This is a genomic window from Tumebacillus permanentifrigoris, from assembly GCF_003148565.1.
GTDB lineage: Bacteria > Bacillota > Bacilli > Tumebacillales > Tumebacillaceae > Tumebacillus > Tumebacillus permanentifrigoris.
Window position 1 is genome coordinate 68,532 of the sequence record NZ_QGGL01000010.1, and the last position, 20,350, is coordinate 88,881.

13 protein-coding genes are annotated in these 20,350 nt (G+C 56.0%); 11 read left to right on the forward strand and 2 right to left on the reverse strand.

What is annotated here, in order from left to right; all coding sequences use genetic code 11:
- Nucleotides 1–12: 12 nt before the first annotated feature.
- Nucleotides 13–675: an eCIS core domain-containing protein gene (locus C7459_RS12655; protein WP_245884520.1), complete on the forward strand. Its 663-nt coding sequence runs from the start codon at nucleotides 13–15 to the stop codon at nucleotides 673–675.
- A gap of 109 nt (nucleotides 676–784) precedes the next feature.
- Here C7459_RS12655 and C7459_RS12660 read toward each other — a convergent pair whose 3' ends face one another.
- Nucleotides 785–2,401 (reverse strand): MORN repeat-containing protein, encoded by a 1,617-nt coding sequence (locus C7459_RS12660; protein WP_109689676.1) that lies wholly within the window; start codon nucleotides 2,399–2,401, stop codon nucleotides 785–787.
- Complete coding sequence (locus C7459_RS12665; protein ID WP_342766665.1) at nucleotides 2,402–2,821, reverse strand: DUF4280 domain-containing protein; 420 nt, start codon at nucleotides 2,819–2,821, stop codon at nucleotides 2,402–2,404. It abuts the gene before it with no gap.
- 113 nt (nucleotides 2,822–2,934) lie between these two features.
- Between C7459_RS12665 and C7459_RS12670 the strand changes: the two genes are divergently transcribed.
- The 10 genes from C7459_RS12670 to C7459_RS12715 all read left to right on the forward strand — a co-directional run bounded on the left by C7459_RS12670 (nucleotide 2,935) and on the right by C7459_RS12715 (nucleotide 20,252).
- Nucleotides 2,935–4,644 (forward strand): TolC family protein, encoded by a 1,710-nt coding sequence (locus C7459_RS12670; RefSeq protein WP_109689678.1) that lies wholly within the window; start codon nucleotides 2,935–2,937, stop codon nucleotides 4,642–4,644.
- A 17-nt stretch (nucleotides 4,645–4,661) separates the two neighbouring features.
- Nucleotides 4,662–6,698: a stalk domain-containing protein gene (locus C7459_RS12675; protein ID WP_109689679.1), complete on the forward strand. Its 2,037-nt coding sequence runs from the start codon at nucleotides 4,662–4,664 to the stop codon at nucleotides 6,696–6,698.
- On the forward strand, nucleotides 6,695–9,541 hold the full coding sequence (locus tag C7459_RS12680; protein ID WP_109689680.1) for an adenylate/guanylate cyclase domain-containing protein: 2,847 nt from the start codon (nucleotides 6,695–6,697) through the stop codon (nucleotides 9,539–9,541). Before C7459_RS12675 ends, C7459_RS12680 begins: the two co-directional genes overlap by 4 nt.
- Nucleotides 9,542–9,688: 147 nt before the next feature.
- Nucleotides 9,689–11,581, forward strand: coding sequence for a 1-deoxy-D-xylulose-5-phosphate synthase (gene dxs, locus C7459_RS12685; RefSeq protein ID WP_109689681.1), 1,893 nt, complete (start codon nucleotides 9,689–9,691; stop codon nucleotides 11,579–11,581).
- An 88-nt stretch (nucleotides 11,582–11,669) separates the two neighbouring features.
- A complete protein-coding gene (locus C7459_RS12690) occupies nucleotides 11,670–12,488 on the forward strand; it encodes a TlyA family RNA methyltransferase (RefSeq protein ID WP_109689682.1) in 819 nt (272 codons plus the stop codon).
- Between the two features lie 90 nt (nucleotides 12,489–12,578).
- On the forward strand, nucleotides 12,579–13,433 hold the full coding sequence (locus C7459_RS12695) for an NAD(+)/NADH kinase (RefSeq protein ID WP_109689683.1): 855 nt from the start codon (nucleotides 12,579–12,581) through the stop codon (nucleotides 13,431–13,433).
- Nucleotides 13,434–13,449: 16 nt separating this feature from the next.
- Complete coding sequence (ahrC, locus tag C7459_RS12700) at nucleotides 13,450–13,896, forward strand: transcriptional regulator AhrC/ArgR (RefSeq protein ID WP_109689684.1); 447 nt, start codon at nucleotides 13,450–13,452, stop codon at nucleotides 13,894–13,896.
- A 14-nt stretch (nucleotides 13,897–13,910) separates the two neighbouring features.
- Nucleotides 13,911–15,638 carry a DNA repair protein RecN gene (recN, locus tag C7459_RS12705; protein WP_109689685.1) on the forward strand — a complete coding sequence of 576 codons (1,728 nt, stop codon included), beginning with the start codon at nucleotides 13,911–13,913 and terminating at the stop codon, nucleotides 15,636–15,638.
- Nucleotides 15,639–15,750: 112 nt separating this feature from the next.
- Complete coding sequence (spoIVB, locus tag C7459_RS12710; protein ID WP_211320387.1) at nucleotides 15,751–17,061, forward strand: SpoIVB peptidase; 1,311 nt, start codon at nucleotides 15,751–15,753, stop codon at nucleotides 17,059–17,061.
- 161 nt (nucleotides 17,062–17,222) lie between these two features.
- Complete coding sequence (locus C7459_RS12715) at nucleotides 17,223–20,252, forward strand: efflux RND transporter permease subunit (RefSeq protein WP_170119443.1); 3,030 nt, start codon at nucleotides 17,223–17,225, stop codon at nucleotides 20,250–20,252.
- The last annotated feature ends 98 nt before the right edge of the window (nucleotides 20,253–20,350 follow it).

Below are 20,350 nucleotides of genomic sequence, written 5' to 3' on the forward strand. Positions count from 1 at the left end.
GAGGAATTGATCTTGACACGAGCGAGACAACAAGCCAAAGGCGCCACATCCTCTGTTTCTCAGCAAAAAACGCCAGCCGCCTCCAAGGCGCAGGCGTCCGCACTGCCATCCGCGATCTTGCAATTGCAACGCGCGTATGGGAACCAAGCGACCACTCGTTATCTCCAACGCCAAGCCATCCAACGCATGGGCTTGCCTGAGGAGGAGGAGGAACTGCAACTCAAAGCCGACCCCGCGCAACGCATGGGTAGCGGGGAAGACGAGGAAGAGCTGCAATTAAAAGCAGATCCTGCCGTCGCGCCCGTGCAGCGCTCCACAGGTGGCAGCAACAAGATGCCGGAGAATGTACAGGCGAAAATGGAGTCCGCGTTCCAAACGGACTTCTCTGATGTCAACATCCACGTCGGCTCCGAAGCTTCGGATGTGGGGGCGCACGCTTATGCACAGGGCAACGACATCCACTTTGCGCAGGGCAAGTTCGATCCGCAAACGCAATCGGGGCAGGAACTGCTCGGCCACGAACTGGCACACGTCGTCCAACAACGCCAAGGCCGCGTCCAACCCAACACCGAAGTCGCAGGGCTCCCGGTCAATGATGACCCCGCACTGGAACAAGAAGCGGACCAACTCGGCCGCGCTGCCGCACAGGCCAAGTTTGAGGACGAAGAAAACTAGCCTTTTCAATGAGTCCGAACCAGCATGAACCAGCAGGCGGGCGCTCTCGTCTGCCTCGCAAAAAGGCCACGATCCGCATCCGCGGTTCGTGGCCTTTTCTACGTACTCCTCATCCCTGCTTATAAGGCCCTACCATCGCCCGCAACAGCTTCTCACCGTTGTAGTAGCAGTAGTACAACGCATCGCCGACCTTGTAGACCGTCACGTTGCCATCCTTGCGATAGAGGCTTGGTTTGGTGTCAGCATCCTCGCCTTTGGCATTGCTTGGCTCATCCAAAGCATCGGCTCCGGCGACATCCTTGCCTTTGACGATCGCGTCGATATCCTGCAACCCGCTCTCGTTCCAGACCTCGACCGCCGTGACCAGCGAGTCTTTGGCGTTTTCCTTGGAGAGTTCCAGTTGGAACGTCATCTTGTACTTGCTGTACAGCATCTCCAACTTCTGCTCGCCGCTCGTCGCCATCGTGACGTCGGTCGGTTTGTCCAACAACGCCTCGACCGCTTTGGGCGAGAAACCGAGGAAGCCAGGGTAGTAGATACGCCCGCGTTGGAAAAAGCCTTTGTACAGGCTCGTGCCTTTTTTATCAAAACGTTCGCCGCTGCCGTCTTCGAGACCTGACTTGAACTGCCCCTTGTACAGCGGCAAGCCGTCTGCGTCGAACTTCTGCCCTTCGCCTTCAAACTTCCCACTGACAAATGACCCCGTGTAGGACGGTTTGCCAGTGGCGGCGAACAACTTGCCTTCTCCTTGGTACTTTCCGGCGGCGAACTCACCTTTGAACTTCACGGTGCCGTCGTCATAGAATTCCGTGCCCGCGCCCGAGTATTGTCCGTTCTGGAACGCGCCGTCATAAATCGGCTTGCCGCTCTCGCCAAACAACTTCCCCACGCCGCTGTACAGGCCTGCAGAAAACGCCCCCGTATAGAGCACGCTGCCCTTGTTGGTGTACAAGGTTCCGACGCCCTCGTACTTTCCCGCGAGGAACAGGCCGTCATACTGCACCTTGCCGAACACATCGTAGAGCGTGCCTTTGCCTGCATACTCGTCGTTGACGAACTCGCCGGTGTATTGCACTTGACCTGTCACGTAGTACTTGGTGCCAGCGCCTTGCATCGCGCCGTTTTTGAACTCGCCGTCGTAGCGCATCTTGCCGCTGCCGTGGTACGCCTGCCCACTTCCAGAGAACAGGCCGTCCTTGAACGAGCCTTGGTAGACCAACTGTCCAAATCCGTTGTATTGTGTGCCCGTGCCGTTGGGCAGACCTTTTTTAAATTCTCCGTCATAGATCAGCACTTCGCGGTCGTTGTAGAGCTTGCCCTGACCTGCATAGACGCCCTTGACGACTTGTCCGACGTAGTGCAGTTCTCCTTCTTGGGTGATCAGCTTGCCAAGCCCTTGGAACGCCATCGCTTGCTTGCTGCCTTCGATCAACGTGCGCGGCCAGCCGAGCCATCCGGCGAGCAGTGCAGGGGGGCGCAAGTAGAGATAGAGACTGCCGCCGACCAACAACAGGACGACCGCCACGAGCAACCGCTTGGAAAAGTAGCGCCGCCCGATTCGCACATATTGCGAGAGGGAGCGTTCGGGTGCTAGAACTTTTTCCTCAACCGTTTCCTTGCCTTTTTTCAAAAGCTCTGGGAGCTTTTTCACCCACTCCACGACCGCCAGCACCCACTTGATCAGCGGGGCAAACGGCTTGCTGATGATCTCCAATAAGGCTCCCATCTACGGCACCTGAATCGTCTGCTGACCGGGATTGGTCAGCGAGACCACACCACCCCAGTTGCACATCAACTTGGAGGAATTGTTCAAGGCTGGGAAGTTCGCGATCTGCACGGTAGGCGCTCCAGGCGTCCACGGAGCGGTCGTCATCGGAATGCAAGGTTGCGGTGTCAACGCGCCCATCGCTGCGGCGGTGGCAGCGGCCACCATCGGATTCGCCAGCGATTGACACATCCCAAATGGCAAGACGTTGAGCATCGGTTTGTTATCCATAATCGTCGCAATCGGCTGCGACGTGAGTGTTCGGTTGGCGGGAAGTACCATCAAATTGCTCGGAGCCGTGCCGAAACTACACTGCATCTGCGCGCCTCCACATACTGCGATCCCCATCTCTACATTCATCTCCCTCACTAGCCAAATCATCTTCCATAAATGTATCACACTCTTTGTAATTCTTGTTGTATTTTTAGGTGTCAGCAGAGGAAATTTTATAGTAAGATTGACATGCAGTTGTGACTGAAGAAAGAGGGATTTGAATGTTGAACCATCAACGCTGGAAGGCGGCCTTGCACCTCGTCACCATCGGAGTCGTCGCCGCTCAGATCGCCCCTGCTGGACCTGCGCACGCCTCCGTGCAGCTGTCGTTGTCTGATGCCATCCGCAGCAGTGTCGACTCCAGTACAACGCTACAGGATCTGCGCATCAACCAAACGCAACAGATGGAACTGGAGCTTGCTCAAGCCTACCAATCGTTGCGCAATCAGGATGAGAAGGACAATTCGAACAAAGCCAAGGAACACAGCATGAGCCGCGACATCGAGCTCGGCATGAAAGTTCCTGGAGCCCTCTATAACCAGAAAAAAGTCCAGCATCAAGTGGAGGACATGACCGCCCAGACGCAAGTGCAGACGGAGCAAGCTTATATGACGGCCTACCAATCACAGCTCGCTGCAGATCTTGCCCAAGCGGCGGTCGTGAAAGCGGAGAAAAAAGCCAAGGATCTGCACAACAAGCAGGCTTTCGGTTATGCCACCGCCGACGAAGTGAAAGCGGCTGACGAACTGGTGGAGCAAGCCCAATCGGGCTACAAAACGGCGCAACTCTCCTTTAAATCGAGCCGACTCGCGCTAGGCTTGCTGCTTGGCCGAGACCTTGATGGGGATTACCGGTTCGAACTGCCGCGCGTCTACGCCAACTTGAACCAAGAGACCATGTGGAAACTGTATGAGTCTGCCAAAAAGTCGGACTACAGCCTCTTCCAAGACTCCGAAGCGCTCGGACTCGCCCAAACCAAGTCGGAGATCATCCGTGGACTGTACCTCAAAAAGTTCGGGAGCCAAGCGACCGATTTGCTGGCGGCGATGTATGAGAAGCCCAATGCGCCAGATTACCAGTCTTTTTCGGCACAGTATGACGGCCTGATCCAGAAATTGAAAAACCGTTGGAAGGGCAAAGCGTTGGTGCTGACACTTTCGTTTCCATTTCTCAAAATTGTCCCAAAAGTCGAACTGCAAGGGGAGTACCAGGACGACCGTTACTTTGAAGATCTGTCGACCTCGCTCCCGCTCGCACTGCTTGAAGTCGACAAAGCGAAGGTCAAGGAAGCGGACACCCGCAACCAACTCGCGGCAAAAACCAAACAGTCCTACCTCAACGCCAAGCAGGCGGAGGCCGTCTACCTCCTCGCCCTGACGACCGAAACCGCGATGCAAAAAGCGACCGAAGATGCGGTGCAGAAGCAAAAGTTCGGTCGGGTGACACAGGACGACGTGGACAAGCAACAGGGCGTGTACGACCAAGCCAAGCAATCCACCGTCTCCACCTACGTCGCGTACAAGCAAGCGCTCTCCAACCTGAACCTCGTCTCTGGTGGGGGCCTATCCTATGTATCGGGCATCCCCAATACTGCCCCGTCGGAGAGTGGCAATGAGCCGTTTGAGCAGGAGCAACCCGCACCGAAGTCGTTGGGCATCTGGAGATTGGAACCGGTCGCCACGGGCATGACCAGCACGTTCAAGCTCAAGTTGACAGACGGTTCGCCAGCCACGCACTACGCATTGCGTTTCAAAAAAGACGGCAAATTGATCGCGGAGAAGCAGCCGATCGCCTCCACGATCACGCACTTGAATCTCGTGTTCCAAGACCCGAGCGCACTTCAACTTGTGCTCTATGCCGGGGACAAGCAACTGTCTGTCGCCGACCTCGCCGGGTACGCACCGTCTGGCTCGCTGACCGAGACCCCGTAACGAAAGGAGGCACTCGCATGCCCAAACGATCACATCTTCGACTGTTCAGCGCTGTCATGCTGGCGGCGTTGCTAACTGCCTCATGCCCGTTGCCGGACGTCTCGGCAGCGACCGTCAGCCGACCCGCTGCCGCCTCCACACCTAACGGCACGTTGCTGATCGGAACCTATTTGGTACAAAAAGAAGCCTTGACCCAGTCGGTTTACACCGCTGCCAAAGGCACGATGGCCGATTCTGACCAAGGCGTGTACTACAAGTCTGAATTCGCCGCGGGTGCATGGATGAACATCGGAACAGCCAATGACCTCAACGCCCTTTTTAAGGGAGGGAAAAGCGTCTCCGTCCCGTTCGACACCATCGACGACCTGCAGATTGCGTTCTGGATCTACTTGCAAGAGGGCAAGCCTCGACTTGTCAGCTTCCTGACCTCGACGGAAGTGCGCACGAGCATCGCAAGCGTCACAGACAAACTGGAAGCGAAAAAAACAGCAGCCCAAACGGCATCTGACAGCGAGATCAGCCAACTTGCGCTCGACGTGGCGACCTTGCAAGCGCAACTCGATTTTTTGACGGCGGTGCAGAACGGCGAAGAGAGCAAAGCGTTGGCGGCGTTGGATCGTCAAGCGGACCCCGCCTCGGCCGCGTCGACCGACCTTCAACAAGCGCAGGAAACCCAGCGTCAGAACTTGCAAGCCCAGCTCGACCAAGCCAAAAAAGACCTCGTGGCGGCCCTCGCCTCTGGTGATGCCGCCCAAGCGACCGAACTGCAAGCCTCGATCCAAAACCTGACCACCCAACTGCAACAGCTCGACGCCCAGGCGACAGAAACCAGCCTCCAAGCGGCGGGAGAGAAACTGACGGGGCTGTTACAAGATTTGCAAAAAGCGACCACGGCTTCCCAATCGCAGACGGCGATCAAGTTGCTCCCTCAGATTGTCCAAGCATCCGCCGCGCTCGAAGACGTCCGCCAAGGGCTTTTGCAAAAGCAACTGGCGCTGACCACCGATGCGCAAGCGCAGGCAGACCTCCGCAAGCAGTCGTCAGAAGCGACACAAGCCACGCTGCTGGCGACGAATGGCAGGCTCCGCAAAGCACAGGAGCAAGCCAAGCTCACAGGACAGGTCGAACTCGCGAACTCCTTGCTGCTGTTGCTTCAAGAGAACAACGCCAAGCGCGAGACCCTGCGCCAAGCGGACAAGCAAGCTCGCCTCGTCGCGTTGCAAAATCAAGTGATTACGCTCAAGTCTCAATACGCACAGACCCCGACCGATGCGCTTTTGCTTGCTATCGTGAAGACCGAGGCACAAGTGAAAGCTGAACAACAGAACGTGCCAGATGATGCCACGATGGCGCAGGAGGATGTGAACTTCCTGCAAGGCTTGATCGATACGCGCAACGCCGAGGGCGATGCGACCAGTGCAGCCGAATTGCAACCACAGCTCACAGATGCCAAGCGGCGTTTGGTGCATGCAACAAAAACGCCGCTTTTTTTACAGAAGTATGGGGTGGAGGCCAAACAACTTGAACTGGGCAAGCCGAACGCGGCGCTCAGCGACTTGCACAAGCAGTCGATCACCCAGATCGAAGCTGTTGAGCTCACGCGCTATACCAAGGATGAACTCGCCGTGCTGAAGCAACTGAGCGACCAACTGGACAAGCAGCTCAGCCAACCGCATCAGATTCTACCCGTCGATCATCTCATCTCCAACTCGATCGACTTCAAACTGACCGCACCGCTCGTCCGGCTCAACGGGACGACGATGGTGCCGATCCGCACGTTGCTCGAAGGCTTCGGCGCACAAGTGCAATGGGAGGACGCGGAGCAGATGGTGCGCGTGGAGTACCGTGGACGCACCGTTGTGGCGTGGATTGGCAACAACCGCTACCACGTCAATGGTGAACCCAAAACCATCGATGTTGCCCCGATACTTGCGGTCGAACGCACGTATGTCCCGTTGCGACTGCTCGTGGAAGCGTTCGGTTTTGATGTGCAGTGGGATGAACCGACCGAGACGATTGACATCAAAGCCCTGCCAGCGGAGGTGACACGATGAAGCGTTACCTCTGGCGTGTCGTGTTGCTCCTGCTCGCGATGACGCTGCTGTCTATCGGTCTTTGGGTGAAAAATGACTACTTCACCCTCCACCCGTTGGAGCGCTCCGTCATGCTGAAAAGCCCTACCCGCGTGCTCGCCGATCACGACTCGCTCTACATCATCACCAGATCGAAGGAAGGTCTCGTCAAGTACCACCGAGATGGCTCATGGGAATACGACATCGACGTCCCGACGCTTGAAGATCTGGAAGCGTTGACGCCGACGATCGACAGTCCTGACAAACTTGACCCAACGAAACTCAATGCGGATAACTTCTACCTCCGATACGGCGACGCTGTGCCAGATGGACAGGGGGGTCTGTATACGCTGGTGCAAGTGCTCGACGACAAAGCCTTGGTCCTCAAGTACGAAGTGCTGTACCATTATGATGCACAAGGTGAGATCGACCCGAGCTGGGGCGTACACATCCGCAAGTACGATACCAAGAAAAACGCGTCGCTGCGCACCGGCACCACCAAGGCTCTGCAGATGAATGACGGCCAGTTCACCTATATCTCCCAAGAGGAGGGGGAACTGCGCTGGAACCGCTGGGATGACGTCCTGCACAAGTTCGTCACCTCCGAAAAACTCGCGGTCCCAAGCAATCTCTACCTCTCCGAAGTGCTCGGTTCCAAGCCAGCAGACCTGCTCTATACCACGCAGCAGGGCGTGCTCTACAAGCGCGGAGGACAGCAACTCTACCCGCTGGCCAACGCTGGCACAAGCGACACCGCGTTTGTGGAAAACATCCAAACCGATGCCCGAGGCGAGGTCTGGTTCCTCGATCCTTACGGCAAAAGCGTCAAACGCCTCGACCCGACCCGAGCGGAGGGCGTCCAGACCATGCTCGACGTGCCACAGGTCGAGCAGGAACTGGGCAAGTCCTTCTCCCACGGCAATCGCAAATCGGCGAGCTTCAGCTGGATGAATGTCGCGCCAGATGGGACCTTGATGCTGATCTTGGAGGATCATCTCATCCTCGCCAGCGCGGACGGACACACGCAAACGCTTGATTACTCGACCCACATCCTGACCAAGCAGTGGGTGTATTGGGGTGGGCTCGTTCTGCTCGCCTTGCTGTTCGGCTGGCTGGGCAAGATCCTGTACCGTGACATCATGCCGAAGTCGATCATTCTCAAGCAGGTGTTCATCCTGTTCCCACTCGTCGCTCTGTGCATGAGCGGTCTCGCGGTGATCGTACAGTTTCAAATGAATGACATCACCGACACAGAAGTCCGTCGCTCGATGGAATATGTCGTCCAAGACGCAGAGGGTCTCGTACATCCAGAGAAGCTTGCCAACATCAACTCTCCTCGCGATTTCATGAGCCCAGACTACCAAGCGTTGACCGCTGACATGCAAAAAGAGGAGCATGACGGACGTTACTACACGATGGTGCACAAAGTCGAAGGGGACCGCGCCTACAGCGTGTACGAGGACGACAACGATTTCCGAATGTTTGACTCGTTCACCTTGACGACTGACGATGACAGCCTGTCCTCGTGCAAGATGTACAACAAGGAACTGAACATGTACGAAACGTTGGATCAAACCCAATTCAACACGCACTTGACGGAGCGCAAACTGGTCACCTGCCAGTCGGAGGACGAGAACGGTACGTGGCTGTTTGCCCTCGGGCCGCTGTTTGATACCAGCAAGACGAAGTTGGTCGGCGTTTTTGAGGCCGGTGTGAACATGCACAGCTACCAGCAAGATATGGAGTTCAACCGGTACGTAACGCTGTTGATCGTAGCGGTGTTCACGATTCTCATCCTCGTCGTGATCTTCCTGGTCACGTGGTTGCAATTGCGCCGAATCACCACCCTCAAGGAGAGCGTCAACCAGCTCAAAACCAATCCAGAGGAGACGCGAACCACTTGGGTCGAGGACAATTCCCAAGACCAAGTGGGCGAACTCGGACGTTCCTTCAATGAGATGGCCTCCGCGATTCAGGCGAATATCGAGCAGACCAAAAAAGTTCGCGATGCCTACAAGCGATATTTCCCGGAAAATCTCGAAGCGTATCTCGGCAAAGAGATCACGGCCTTGGACCTTGGGGATCAAAAAGTGTTGGAGCGGATGACCGTGCTGGTCATCAACATCCGCAACTTCCACCAAGAGGTCAAAGACCCGGCAGGCACCTACGACCTGATCAACAATCGCTTCCTCAAGCATGTCTCAGAGGAGATCACGAAGCATGGGGGCATGATCGGGAAGTTTATGGAAGCCGGCGTGATCGCGCTGTTCCCGCAACAGCCTGCCGATGCCTATCGTGCCGCGGTCGGCATGTGCCACCGCTTGCAACGCCAGATTCCCTCTGGCGTTGGAGTTGGCGTTCACCAAGGGGACATCACACTCGGGGTGATCGGGGCCGAGGATCGATTGGACAGCAGTTTGATCTCCGACCAAGTGATCCTGACAGGCACGCTGGAACGGCTCACCGGAAAATTCGGCGTTCGCTTGTTGACCACGCAGACGACCTACCTCGCAGCAGACGCCGCAGCCAATGCACGCTATATCGGCAAGCTGCTGCTCGACGGGCAAACGCTCGAACTGTACGATGTCTTTGCCGCAGACGAGCCAGAAATCGCCCGTTTGAAATCAGAGACCAAGCGCCTGTTCGAAGAAGGCGTGACCTTCTTCCAGCATGGACGATTCTATGACGCCCGCGAGCGGTTCGTCGAAGTGATGCGTCGCTACCCGCAGGATCTCATCGCACTGGCGTACTTCAACCAGAGCGACGAATACCTGCGCACCAACGTTTCCCTGCAATGGGCAGGTACTCTGACTGTCCAACTGTAAAAAAAGGAGGAGAGCCGAGCGGCTTTCCTCCTTTTTTTGTGTACACTAGGTAACAACAGCAAAAAGGATGGCAACTGAAATCTGGTCTGTGTTACAATGCTTACTACGAGTGACTTTTTTTGACTACCTAGAAGTGAGGCGGTACACATGCTGCTTGAACAAATCAATACCCCCTCTGATATAAAGAATTTGTCGGTGGACCAATTGAATCAACTCGCGGAGGAGATTCGACAATTCCTCATCGAGAACTTGGCGACGACAGGCGGTCACTTTGGTTCGAATCTGGGGGCCGTGGAATTGACCCTCGCGTTGCACCAGACCTTTGACTCGCCGCGTGACAAGATCATTTGGGACGTAGGACATCAAGCGTATGTACACAAGATCTTGACCGGTCGGAAGCATCTCTTCCCGACCCTGCGCAAATTCAAGGGGTTGTCAGGCTTCCCGAAACGTTCGGAATCGGAGCATGACATGTTTGACGTTGGCCATGCCAGCACTTCCATCTCGGCGGCGATGGGCTATGCCTGCGCACGAGACATCGATGGCGAGGACAACAAAGTCATCGCCGTGATCGGTGACGGATCGATGACGGGTGGGATGGCGTTTGAAGCGCTTAACCATGCCGGACACCTCGGCACCGATATGCTCGTCGTCCTCAACGACAACGAGATGTCGATTGCACCGAACGTCGGTGCGATTTCCAATTACCTAACCAAACTGCGCGTCGATCCGACCTATTCGACGTTTAAAAAAGATATCGCCAGCTTCCTGCACAAGTTCGGTGAGTTGGGTGACAAAACCACCAAAGTGCTCGATCGCTTCAAGGACTCCTTCAAGAGCTTCCTCGTGCCGGGCATGCTCTTCGAAGAATTTGGCTTCACCTATCTCGGCCCGATCAATGGTCATGATCTGCCCACGCTCTTGAAGTACATGCAGCGTGCGAAGAACACCAAGGGTCCGGTCCTCTTGCACGTCGTCACCCAAAAAGGCAAAGGCTATGCAGTGGCAGCCGATGCCCCGGACAAGATGCACTCCGTCAGCAAAGGCTTCAACCTTGCCAAAAGCGATGCTCCCAAAGTTGTGAAGGCTGCACCGCCACAATACCCGAACATGTTTGCCGACACGATGATTGAACTGGCGGCACAGGACCCAGACATCGTCGCGATCACGCCGGCGATGCTTCCAGGGTCTGGTCTGATCAAGTTCCAAGAGGCGTTCCCCGAGCGTTGCTATGACGTGGGAATCGCGGAGCAGCACGCGGCGACATTTGCCGCGGGGATGGCGTGCACGGGCAAAAAGCCGGTGCTGGCGATCTACTCGACGTTCTTGCAACGCGCCTACGACCAAGCGATCCACGACATTGCGATCCAGAACTTGCCAGTCACGATCGCGATCGACCGGGCGGGACTGGTCGGGAATGACGGGGAGACGCACCAAGGGGCGTTCGACATCGCGTTCCTGCGTTGCATCCCGAACTTCACGGTCATGGCTCCGAAGGACGAGAACGAATTCCGCAACATGCTCTACACCGCGGTCAACCACGGCGCACCGGTGGCCGTTCGTTACCCGCGCGGAGCAGGTCTTGGCGTCGCGATCGACTCGGAATTCCAGACGCTGCCGATCGGCAAGTCGGAAGTGATCCGCGATGGTCAGGACGTTGCGATCCTCGCGCTCGGTTCGATGGTTCCAGTGGCTATGCGAGCTGCAGAAGCCTTGAAGGAGAACGGCATCGACGCGAAGGTCGTCAACATGCGCTTCGTGAAGCCGCTCGATGAGGAACTGTTGTTGGACCTCGCCAAGACGGGAACGCGCATCGTCACCGTCGAGGAAGGGTCGACGCTGGGCGGGATGGGCAGCGCCGTGATGGAATTCTACGCGCTCAACCGCATCTACGGCATGGAGATCTACCCGCTAGGTCTGCCAGATCTGTTCGTGGAACACGGTGATCCGCAACAATTGCTCGACCATGTCGGCCTCAACGTCGACTCGCTGGTCGAATTGGTCAAGACGATGGCGCCGCGTAAACAAAAGCGTGCGTAACATAGCTGTACCTACGGGCGGGACGCATGTCTTGCCCGTTTTTAGTGAACGGTAACAAACAGACAATCTCAACGACAGAGGGTATGATATGAGCGCGAAGGAACGGTTAGATGTACTTTTAGTGGAACAAGGTCTCTATGAAAGCCGCGAGAAAGCCAAGGCAGCCGTCATGGCCGGGCTGGTTTCCGTCGATGGCGAACGCGTCGACAAAGCGGGCACCAAGATCAAGGTCGAAGCCACGATCACCGTCAAGGGCGAGCTGCATCCGTATGTCTCGCGCGGCGGCCTCAAGTTGGAAAAGGCGATCGCCACATTTGGCGAATCGCTGGTGGACAAGGTCGTGATGGACGTCGGAGCCTCCACAGGGGGATTCACCGACTGTGCGTTGCAAAATGGGGCCAAGCAAGTCTACTCGATCGACGTTGGCTATGGTCAACTGGCGTGGAAACTGCGCAACGACCCGCGTGTGGTCGTGATGGAGCGCACGAACTTCCGCCACTTGAAACGTGAGGATCTCAAAGGAGAAACCCCGCAAGTGGCGGTGATGGACGTGTCGTTCATCTCGATCCGCCTGCTGTTGCCGGTGATCTCCAGCCTGTTGTCGGAGGATGGGGTTTTGTTGACGCTGATCAAGCCGCAGTTCGAGGCGGGTCGTGAGCGCGTCGGGAAAAATGGCATCGTCCGCGACCCGGAGGTCCATCGCGACGTGCTGGTGCATGTACTGGGTTCGGCGGTCAACCAAGGCTTTCAGGTACAAGAGGTCACCTACTCGCCGATCACGGGCGGGGATGGCAACATTGAATTTTTGGCACACTTGACCAAGCAAGGGACAGGCTTGAATGCAGATGAGATTCCAGTCAAGATCGACGCCGTCGTCCAAGCCGCACACGCGAGCTTGGAGCGATAAAAAAAGGAATTTTTATTCACGATAGCGAATGCTTTTCTAAGAAAGCGCTGTCTGAATGCGCGAAGTGTCGACAGAACGGAGGGCATCCTTATGAAGACGATCGGATTGGCGGTCAACCCCACCAAACCGAAGGCGATTCCGGTGACAAAGAGTTTGGTGGAACTGATCGAGCGCCACGGAGCGCACGTGTTTGTCGATGAGGAATCGGCGGAACGAATTGGCCGTCCTGACCTCGGTCTTGCGCAGAGTGAGTTTCCCAATCGGGTGGAGATCCTGTTCGTGCTCGGTGGGGATGGGACGATCCTTGGGTTCGCCCGTCAATTTGCCAAGACCGGATTGCCGATGCTCGGCATCAATTTAGGGCATCTCGGCTTTCTCTCCGAAGCGGAACCACAGGACTTGGAGAACGCCGTTCAGCGTGTCTTGAGCGGGGATTATTGCCTAGAGAATCGCTTGATGCTGGAGGCGCAGGTCGTGCGTGGCGGACAAGTGATCTACGAAGCGGTTGGCTTGAACGATGTGGCGATCGCCAAGGGTTCGTTTGGCCGGATGATCACCAATCGTGTGTTTGTGGATGACATGTACGTGGACCAATACACGGGCGATGGCTTGCTCGTCTCCACACCGACTGGATCGACCGCCTACTCGCTGTCCTGCGGAGGACCGATCGTCTCGCCGCATATCGATGTGATCGTGCTGACACCGATCTGTCCGCACACCTTGCACTCCCGCCCGATGGTGATTGCAGCCGATCAAGAAGTGCGCGTGGAAGTCGAGGCGACACATGACGAGTTGGTGCTCTCCGTCGACGGACAACTTTTTTACGAATTAGAGAATCACGACGTGATCCGCGTCCGCCAAGCGGGGTACAAAACCACGCTGATCAAGTGGCGCGACCGAGAATTTTTCGATGTATTACGCCGCAAGTTGCATGTGGCGACGTGAGAAAGGGTTCGATAGAATGAAAGGCCAACGCCTGTTGAAAATTCGTGAAATCATCACCGCACAAGACATTGAAACGCAGGAGGAACTGGTGGAAAAACTGCGCAGCGCGGGCTTCCAAGTTACACAGGCCACCGTTTCCCGCGATATCAAAGAACTGCACCTCGTCAAAACACCAACCTCAAATGGAATCTACAAGTATTCGTTGCCGGCAGAACCGACCTACAACCCCGAACACAAACTGCGTCGGATGTTGCTGGATTCCTTTGTGTCGATCGACCGCGCGGAGAACTTGATCGTTATGAAAACCTTGCCGGGCAACGCACATGCGGTCGGGGCGATCGTCGATGCGCTCGACTGGTCGGAAGTGCTCGGCACGATCTGTGGCGATGACACGATCTTGATCATCACCCGCTCGACGGAGATCGCCCCGAGCATCGTCAATCGATTCCTCTCCTACATCTAGGGGGTACCGCTATCATGTTGATGGAATTGACAGTGCGTAATTTTGCACTTATAGAAGAAGTCCACCTGTCCCTGGAGTTAGGATTAAACATTCTGACCGGGGAGACAGGTGCCGGGAAATCGATTTTGCTCGACGCTGTGAGCCTCATCTTGGGGGGGCGTGCCTCGTCCGACTTGGTTCGGTCAGGTGCTGCCAAAGCCACCATAGAGGCTCTTTTTGCCGTTCCTGTAGCAGATGAATTTCGTGAATTGTGTGAGGAGTATGGAGTGGATCTGGAGGACGACCAAGTGCTCGTCGTGCGCGAATTGTCAGCGGCGGGCAAAAACGTCTGCCGGGTCAATGGACGGATGGTCACCGTGCAGATGTTGAAGCGATTTGGGCAATACTTAATGAGCATGCACGGCCAGCACGAACACCAGACCTTGACTGACCCACGCGAACAACTCATGCTCATCGATGCGTTTGGTGGTGAGGGCTTGCTCCCGTTGCGCGAGCAGGTGGTTGCGAGTTTCCGCGACTTCCGCGAGGCTCGCCAGAAACTCCGAGCCGCACGACTGGGCGAACAGGAGCGCATCCAGCGGCTCGACATCGTTCGCTTCCAACTACAAGAGATTCTCGAAGCCAAACCGCGTCTCGGTGAGGACACAGACTTGGAGGAAGAACGCAAGCGGCTGGCCTATGCGGAGAAGCTATACGCCGCTTCGAACTCCTCTTATGAACACCTGTACAGCGGAGCCGGGCGCAGTTCCTCCGCGCTCGACCAACTCAACCAGACGATCATCGACTTGGAGAGCGTCGTTCGCTACGACGATACGCTGGCCCCCACGCTGGAACTGGTCAAAACCGCTCTCGTCCATGTCGAAGAGGCGGCGCATACGTTGCGCGACTACCGTGACGAAGTCGAGTTCAACCCTAACAAATTGTCACAGTTGGACGAGCGGCTGAATGTCTTGCGCCGTCTGCGGAAAAAATATGGGGACACCGTCGAGGAGATCCTCGCCTACCAAGACAAGCTGGTCCACGACCTCGAAGCGCTGGAAAACCACGAGGAAAACTTGGAACGCTTGACCCAAGAGCTGGAACGGACAGGGAACGTGCTTGCCAAAAACGCCGTCGCCCTCTCCAAGGCACGGCGCGTCACCTCGGAACGCCTCGCCAAAGCGGTGATGCATGAATTGGGTGAGTTGATGATGCCGAACACGCAGTTTGCGATCAGCTTCACGCAGATTCAGGAAGAAGACGGATTGCCGATCGGTGAACGCTGCGTCCATGTCACGGAGGCAGGAATCGACCGCGTCGAGTTCCTTTTCTCCCCGAATGTGGGTGAATCTCTGCGCCCGTTGGCCAAGATCGCATCTGGCGGCGAACTCTCGCGCACGATGCTCGCGCTCAAGACCTTGTTAGCCGACGCAGATCAGGTCGGCACGCTGATCTTTGATGAAGTGGATACTGGCATCAGTGGCCGCGCTGCCCAAGCGGTGGCTGAGAAACTGGCGGTGGTCTCGGTGAAGCGACAAGTGATCTGTGTCACGCACTTGGCGCAAGTCTCCTCGATGGCCGATACGCACTACCTGATTGAGAAGAGCATGGAGGACGGACGCACGCGGACCGCCGTGTACGCGCTCGATGATGAGGCGCGTGTGCGGGAAGTGGCGCGGATGATCTCCGGCACCGAACTGACCGAAACCACGGTTCGCCATGCCTCGGAAATGTTGGAACGCGCTCGACGATTCAAGCGCTGACAGTGGCAGTCATGGTAGATGTTACGCAGGATACGCCATCTGTACCAGAGGCATAGTAGAACCATCACTTCAAAGAGGTGTAGACACGGGAAGGAAGGGGAGCGTGAGATGGTTGACTAAACACACTCGCAGGAAACTGGCAGGTCTCTTCGTCGCAATCCTATTCGTGGCCATGTGTTGGTTTACACCCATTCATCAGCTCGCAAGCATTCCCCAGGAACTGCGCGTCTTACAAGGCGCACATGCCGCGCTCGATCTCGGGATGAAGTCGTTCGCCACGGTGACGACGTCACAACCAGATGTGATCTCCGTCTCTGGAGCCCCGACATCGGCGGTCTCCCACCTCAAACAACCTCTGCAGCTCGATTCCGGCAAGACAGGTTCAGCCGATGTAAAAGTGAAACTTTTCGGTCTGATCCCGGTCAAGTCGGTCCACGTGAACGTGGTCCCGGACCTAAAAGTGATTCCCGGTGGCCAGTCGATCGGTGTCAAACTCAAATCCTCCGGTATCATGGTCGTTGGCTACAACCTCGTCAAACAAGGCAAAGACGCCATCTCTCCTGCTGAACAAGCCCAAGTGAAAGTCGGGGATATCATCACGGCAATTGACGGCAGCACCGTCAAGTCTGTGGAACAGGCGGCCGAGTTGATTAACAAAGCCGGCAAATCGGGCAAGCCCATGGAATTTACCATCAAGCGACAAAAAGAGCTCGTCAAGTTGAAAGTGAAGCCACTCTATGACAAAGACAGCGAAATCTACCGCATCGGTCTCTACATCCGCGATTCTGCGGCCGGTGTGGGCACGCTGACCTTCTACGCGCCGGATCAGAAAAAATTCGGGGCGTTGGGTCACATCATCACCGATGTGGACACCGGACAAGCGATCGGCGTCGGCGAAGGTCAGATCGTCCACAGCAGCGTCACCTCGATCGACAAAGGACAGAGTGGTGCCCCAGGGGAGAAGCGCGGGATCTTCATCGACGAGGACAAAGTTCTCGGCTCGATCACCCGCAACTCCGACTTTGGTGTCTTCGGCAACATGAGCAACCTGCCGGGCAATGCCAAAATCGCCAAGGCGATGCCGGTTGCGCTCGCGGAGCAAGTCCATGAAGGCAAGGCGAGCATCCTCACCGTCGTGGATAGCCAAAAGGTCGAGGAATTTGACATCCAGATCGTCAATGTGATGAAACAAAAATTCCCGGCCACCAAGTCGATGGTGATCAAAGTGACCGACAAGCGGTTGTTGGAGAAAACGGGTGGCATCATCCAAGGCATGTCGGGCAGTCCGATCCTCCAAGACGGCAAAGTCGTCGGCGCTGTCACCCACGTATTCGTCAACGACCCGACCCAAGGTTACGGTGTTTTCCTCGAATGGATGCTCAACGAAGCGGGCATCCAGACCAAGACCACGGTGAAATCCTGAGCATGCGCCTATCCGAATATCGGATAGGCGTATTTTCGTTCATATAATAAGAACATTTAGGTTTGAAGGGTTTCTTATCTTTCGTGCGTCTAAAAGATTGAAACTGGCAAAAAAAGGTGTTAACATGGGAGCATGCAGAGATAGAAAGTGGGGAGAAATACGTGTCGTTTTTCACTAAGTTTTCACTGAGGAATCCCGTTGCGATCGTCATCTTGTGCATCCTGATCGCAATCGGGGGTGTGTTCTCAGCCACCAAGTTCCGTCAAGAACAATTGCCGGACATTAATTTCCCGGCGGTCACAATTGTCGCCGTCTACCCAGGCGCCTCTCCGAATGACGTCCTCAACCAAGTCACAATCCCTTTGGAGACTGTGCTACGCAATGTTGAAGGTGTCAAAAACGTCAGCTCCGAATCACAGAACAACGTTTCCGTGATCTCGATGGAGTTTAGCTTCTCCGACGACATCGCAGACAAAAAGAAAAAAGTAGACGATGCGATCGCCAACGTCAAACTTCCGAACGAAGTGGAGCGTCCGAAGGTCAACACGTTTGGCACTTCGAACCAGGCGATCATGTACTCGGCCGTGCAAGTCAAAGGTGACACGACGCAAGCCGAACTCAACGACATCGTCAAAAACCGTCTGCTGCCGGCCCTAAAAGCTGTTGACGGTGTTTCTGATGTCAAGGCACACGGTCTGGTCGATACGGGCGTGTACATTCAATTGAACACGGACAAAATGAAAGAGAAGAAACTCTCCTTCAACCAGATCCAACAAGTGCTACAAGCGAACAACCTGAGCATTCCGCTCGGGGAAGCAACCCTGAACCAAACCAAGGAACCGGTGATCATCACGGGCAAAGTCGACTCTGTCGACAGCCTCAAAAACATCGTGTTGCTCCCAGAACCGCAGCGAACCACCCTTGGCGATGTTGCGGACATCAAAAAAGGCAAGGACGCCAATGTCATCACCCGGACCAACGGTTCGCCCTCCATCTCGTTGGACCTCTACAAGTCCTCCTCGGCGAATACAGTTACCGTTTCGGAAAAAGCATTGGCTGTGTTTGACAGTTTGGAAAAGGAAGGCAAAGTCACGATGTTGCTTGAGTACGACCGATCCGAAGATGTCAAAGAATCGGTCAACTCGATGGCGCGCGAGGGCGGCCTTGGGGCGCTTTTTGCCTCGATCCTGATCCTGTTCTTCCTGCGTAACCTCCGCGCGACGATCATCGCGATCGTTTCGATTCCGCTGTCGATCCTGACGGCATTGATCTTCCTGAAGTACTTCTCCGACATTACATTAAACATCATGACGCTGGGCGGCATGGCAGTTGCGACCGGGCGTGTCGTCGACGACTCGATCGTCGTCATCGAGAACATCGTCCGCCGTCTGCAAAAAGAAAAAATCTCCAAAGACCTGCTGCTGACTTCGACCAAGGAAGTGGGATCGGCGATCACCGCCTCCACACTGACCACCGTCGCAGTCTTCGCACCGTTGGGTCTGCTGCAGGGCATCTCCGGTCAATTTTTTGCCCCGTTTGCCTTGACGGTTGCGTGCTCGTTGATCGCGTCGCTGTTCATCGCGTTAACGGTCGTTCCGTTGCTGTCCTGGGCGCTGTTGCGCAAAAAGGTACCGCAGGAGCATGACCAAGAGTCGGGCGCGTCCCGCTTCTACAAGCGCGTGCTGAGCTGGTCGTTGAACCACAAAGCGGTCGTGCTCGTCCTCTCCGTCGTCCTGTTCGTCGGCACGTTGCCGCTGACCACCATCGTGGGCGTCACGTTCCTGCCGGAGACGGAGAACAAAATCCTCTTCGCAGAACTTCAGATGCCCAAGGGTACTCAGCTGAGCGTCGTCGATGAACTGACGAAAAAAATCGACGCGCAACTGCATGACAACAAGAACGTCGAAAACACGCAATACTCGGTGGGTCGTGAGGAAAACGGCAACCTACAACCGCAATTTGCGAGCTGGTTTATCAAGTTGAAGTCTGACACCGACACCAAGCAGTTCCAAGACGACATCAAAGCGGCCGTCAAAGTCAGCGAGGGAACCAAGTTTGACCTCATTTCCCCGAGCACAGGCAGTGGCTCGGCAGGCATCGCCTTGACCCTCACAGGTGGGAGCAAGGAAGACCGCAAGAAAGCCACCGAAGACATCACCGCAGCGGTCAAGAACGTCGAAGGCACGGCCAACGTCACGAACAACCTGACAGAAGGCACCAAGGGCGTGCAGATTCAAGTGCGCACCGAAGACGCGCTCAAACACGGCCTGACCACGATGCAAGCGTCAGCGATGCTTCGTCCGTTCCTGACCGAGACCAACCTCGGCAAAGTCGGCGACGGCAAGTCTGCGTCTGACCTGTTCCTCTCGCTCAAAGGCAATGCGATCAACTCGGTCGATGAGATCGGCAAGTTGAGCCTCGACCTGCCGACGGGTCAGCAAGTGCTCGTCAAGGACATCGCCGATGTGAAGGAAGTCCAACTGCCAGGCTCGATCCAAAACAAAAACGGTGACGAGTATGCCACCGTCACGGGGACGATCACCAGCAAGGACGCCAACAGCGTCAACTCCGCTGTGCAAACGGCAGTCGAAGCGCTGACGCTTCCACAAGGCGTGACCTATTCGATGGGGGGCGCTAGTGAGGACATCACGAACATGTTGAAAGACATGATGCTGGCGATGTCTGTCGCACTGGGTATGGTGTACGTGGTCATGGTCATCTCGTTTGGGGAAGGCCGTGCACCGTTTGCCATCCTGTTCTCGCTGCCGTTCGCACTGATCGGCGGCTTGCTGGGTACGATCGTGATCAAGGAACCGATTTCGATCTCCTCGTTGATCGGATTCCTGATGCTGATCGGGATCGTCGTCACCAACGCGATCGTGCTGATCGACCGCGTGCAACAGCAGATCAAGAGCGGTGTCCCGATTCGGGAGGCGCTGTTGGAATCTGGTGGTACGCGTCTGCGTCCGATCTTGATGACGGCGATTGCGACGATCTGTGCGTTGCTTCCGCTCGCGATGGGGATCGGCAGTGGCTCGATCATCTCGAAGGGCTTGGGGGCGGTCGTCATCGGCGGTCTGGTCACCTCGACCTTGCTGACCCTCGTGATTGTCCCGGTTATGTTCGAGCTGTTGAACTACCGGAAAGCTCGGGCACAGCGTCGCGACACCGTTGCAAAAGCTGCGCTGTAAGTTGAAAAAAGACGATTCCCGCTTGCGGGGTCGTCTTTTTTTCATATACTTTTCGACAAAAAGGGTGCTGAGAAGGGTGTTTTCGATGCAATTAGTGG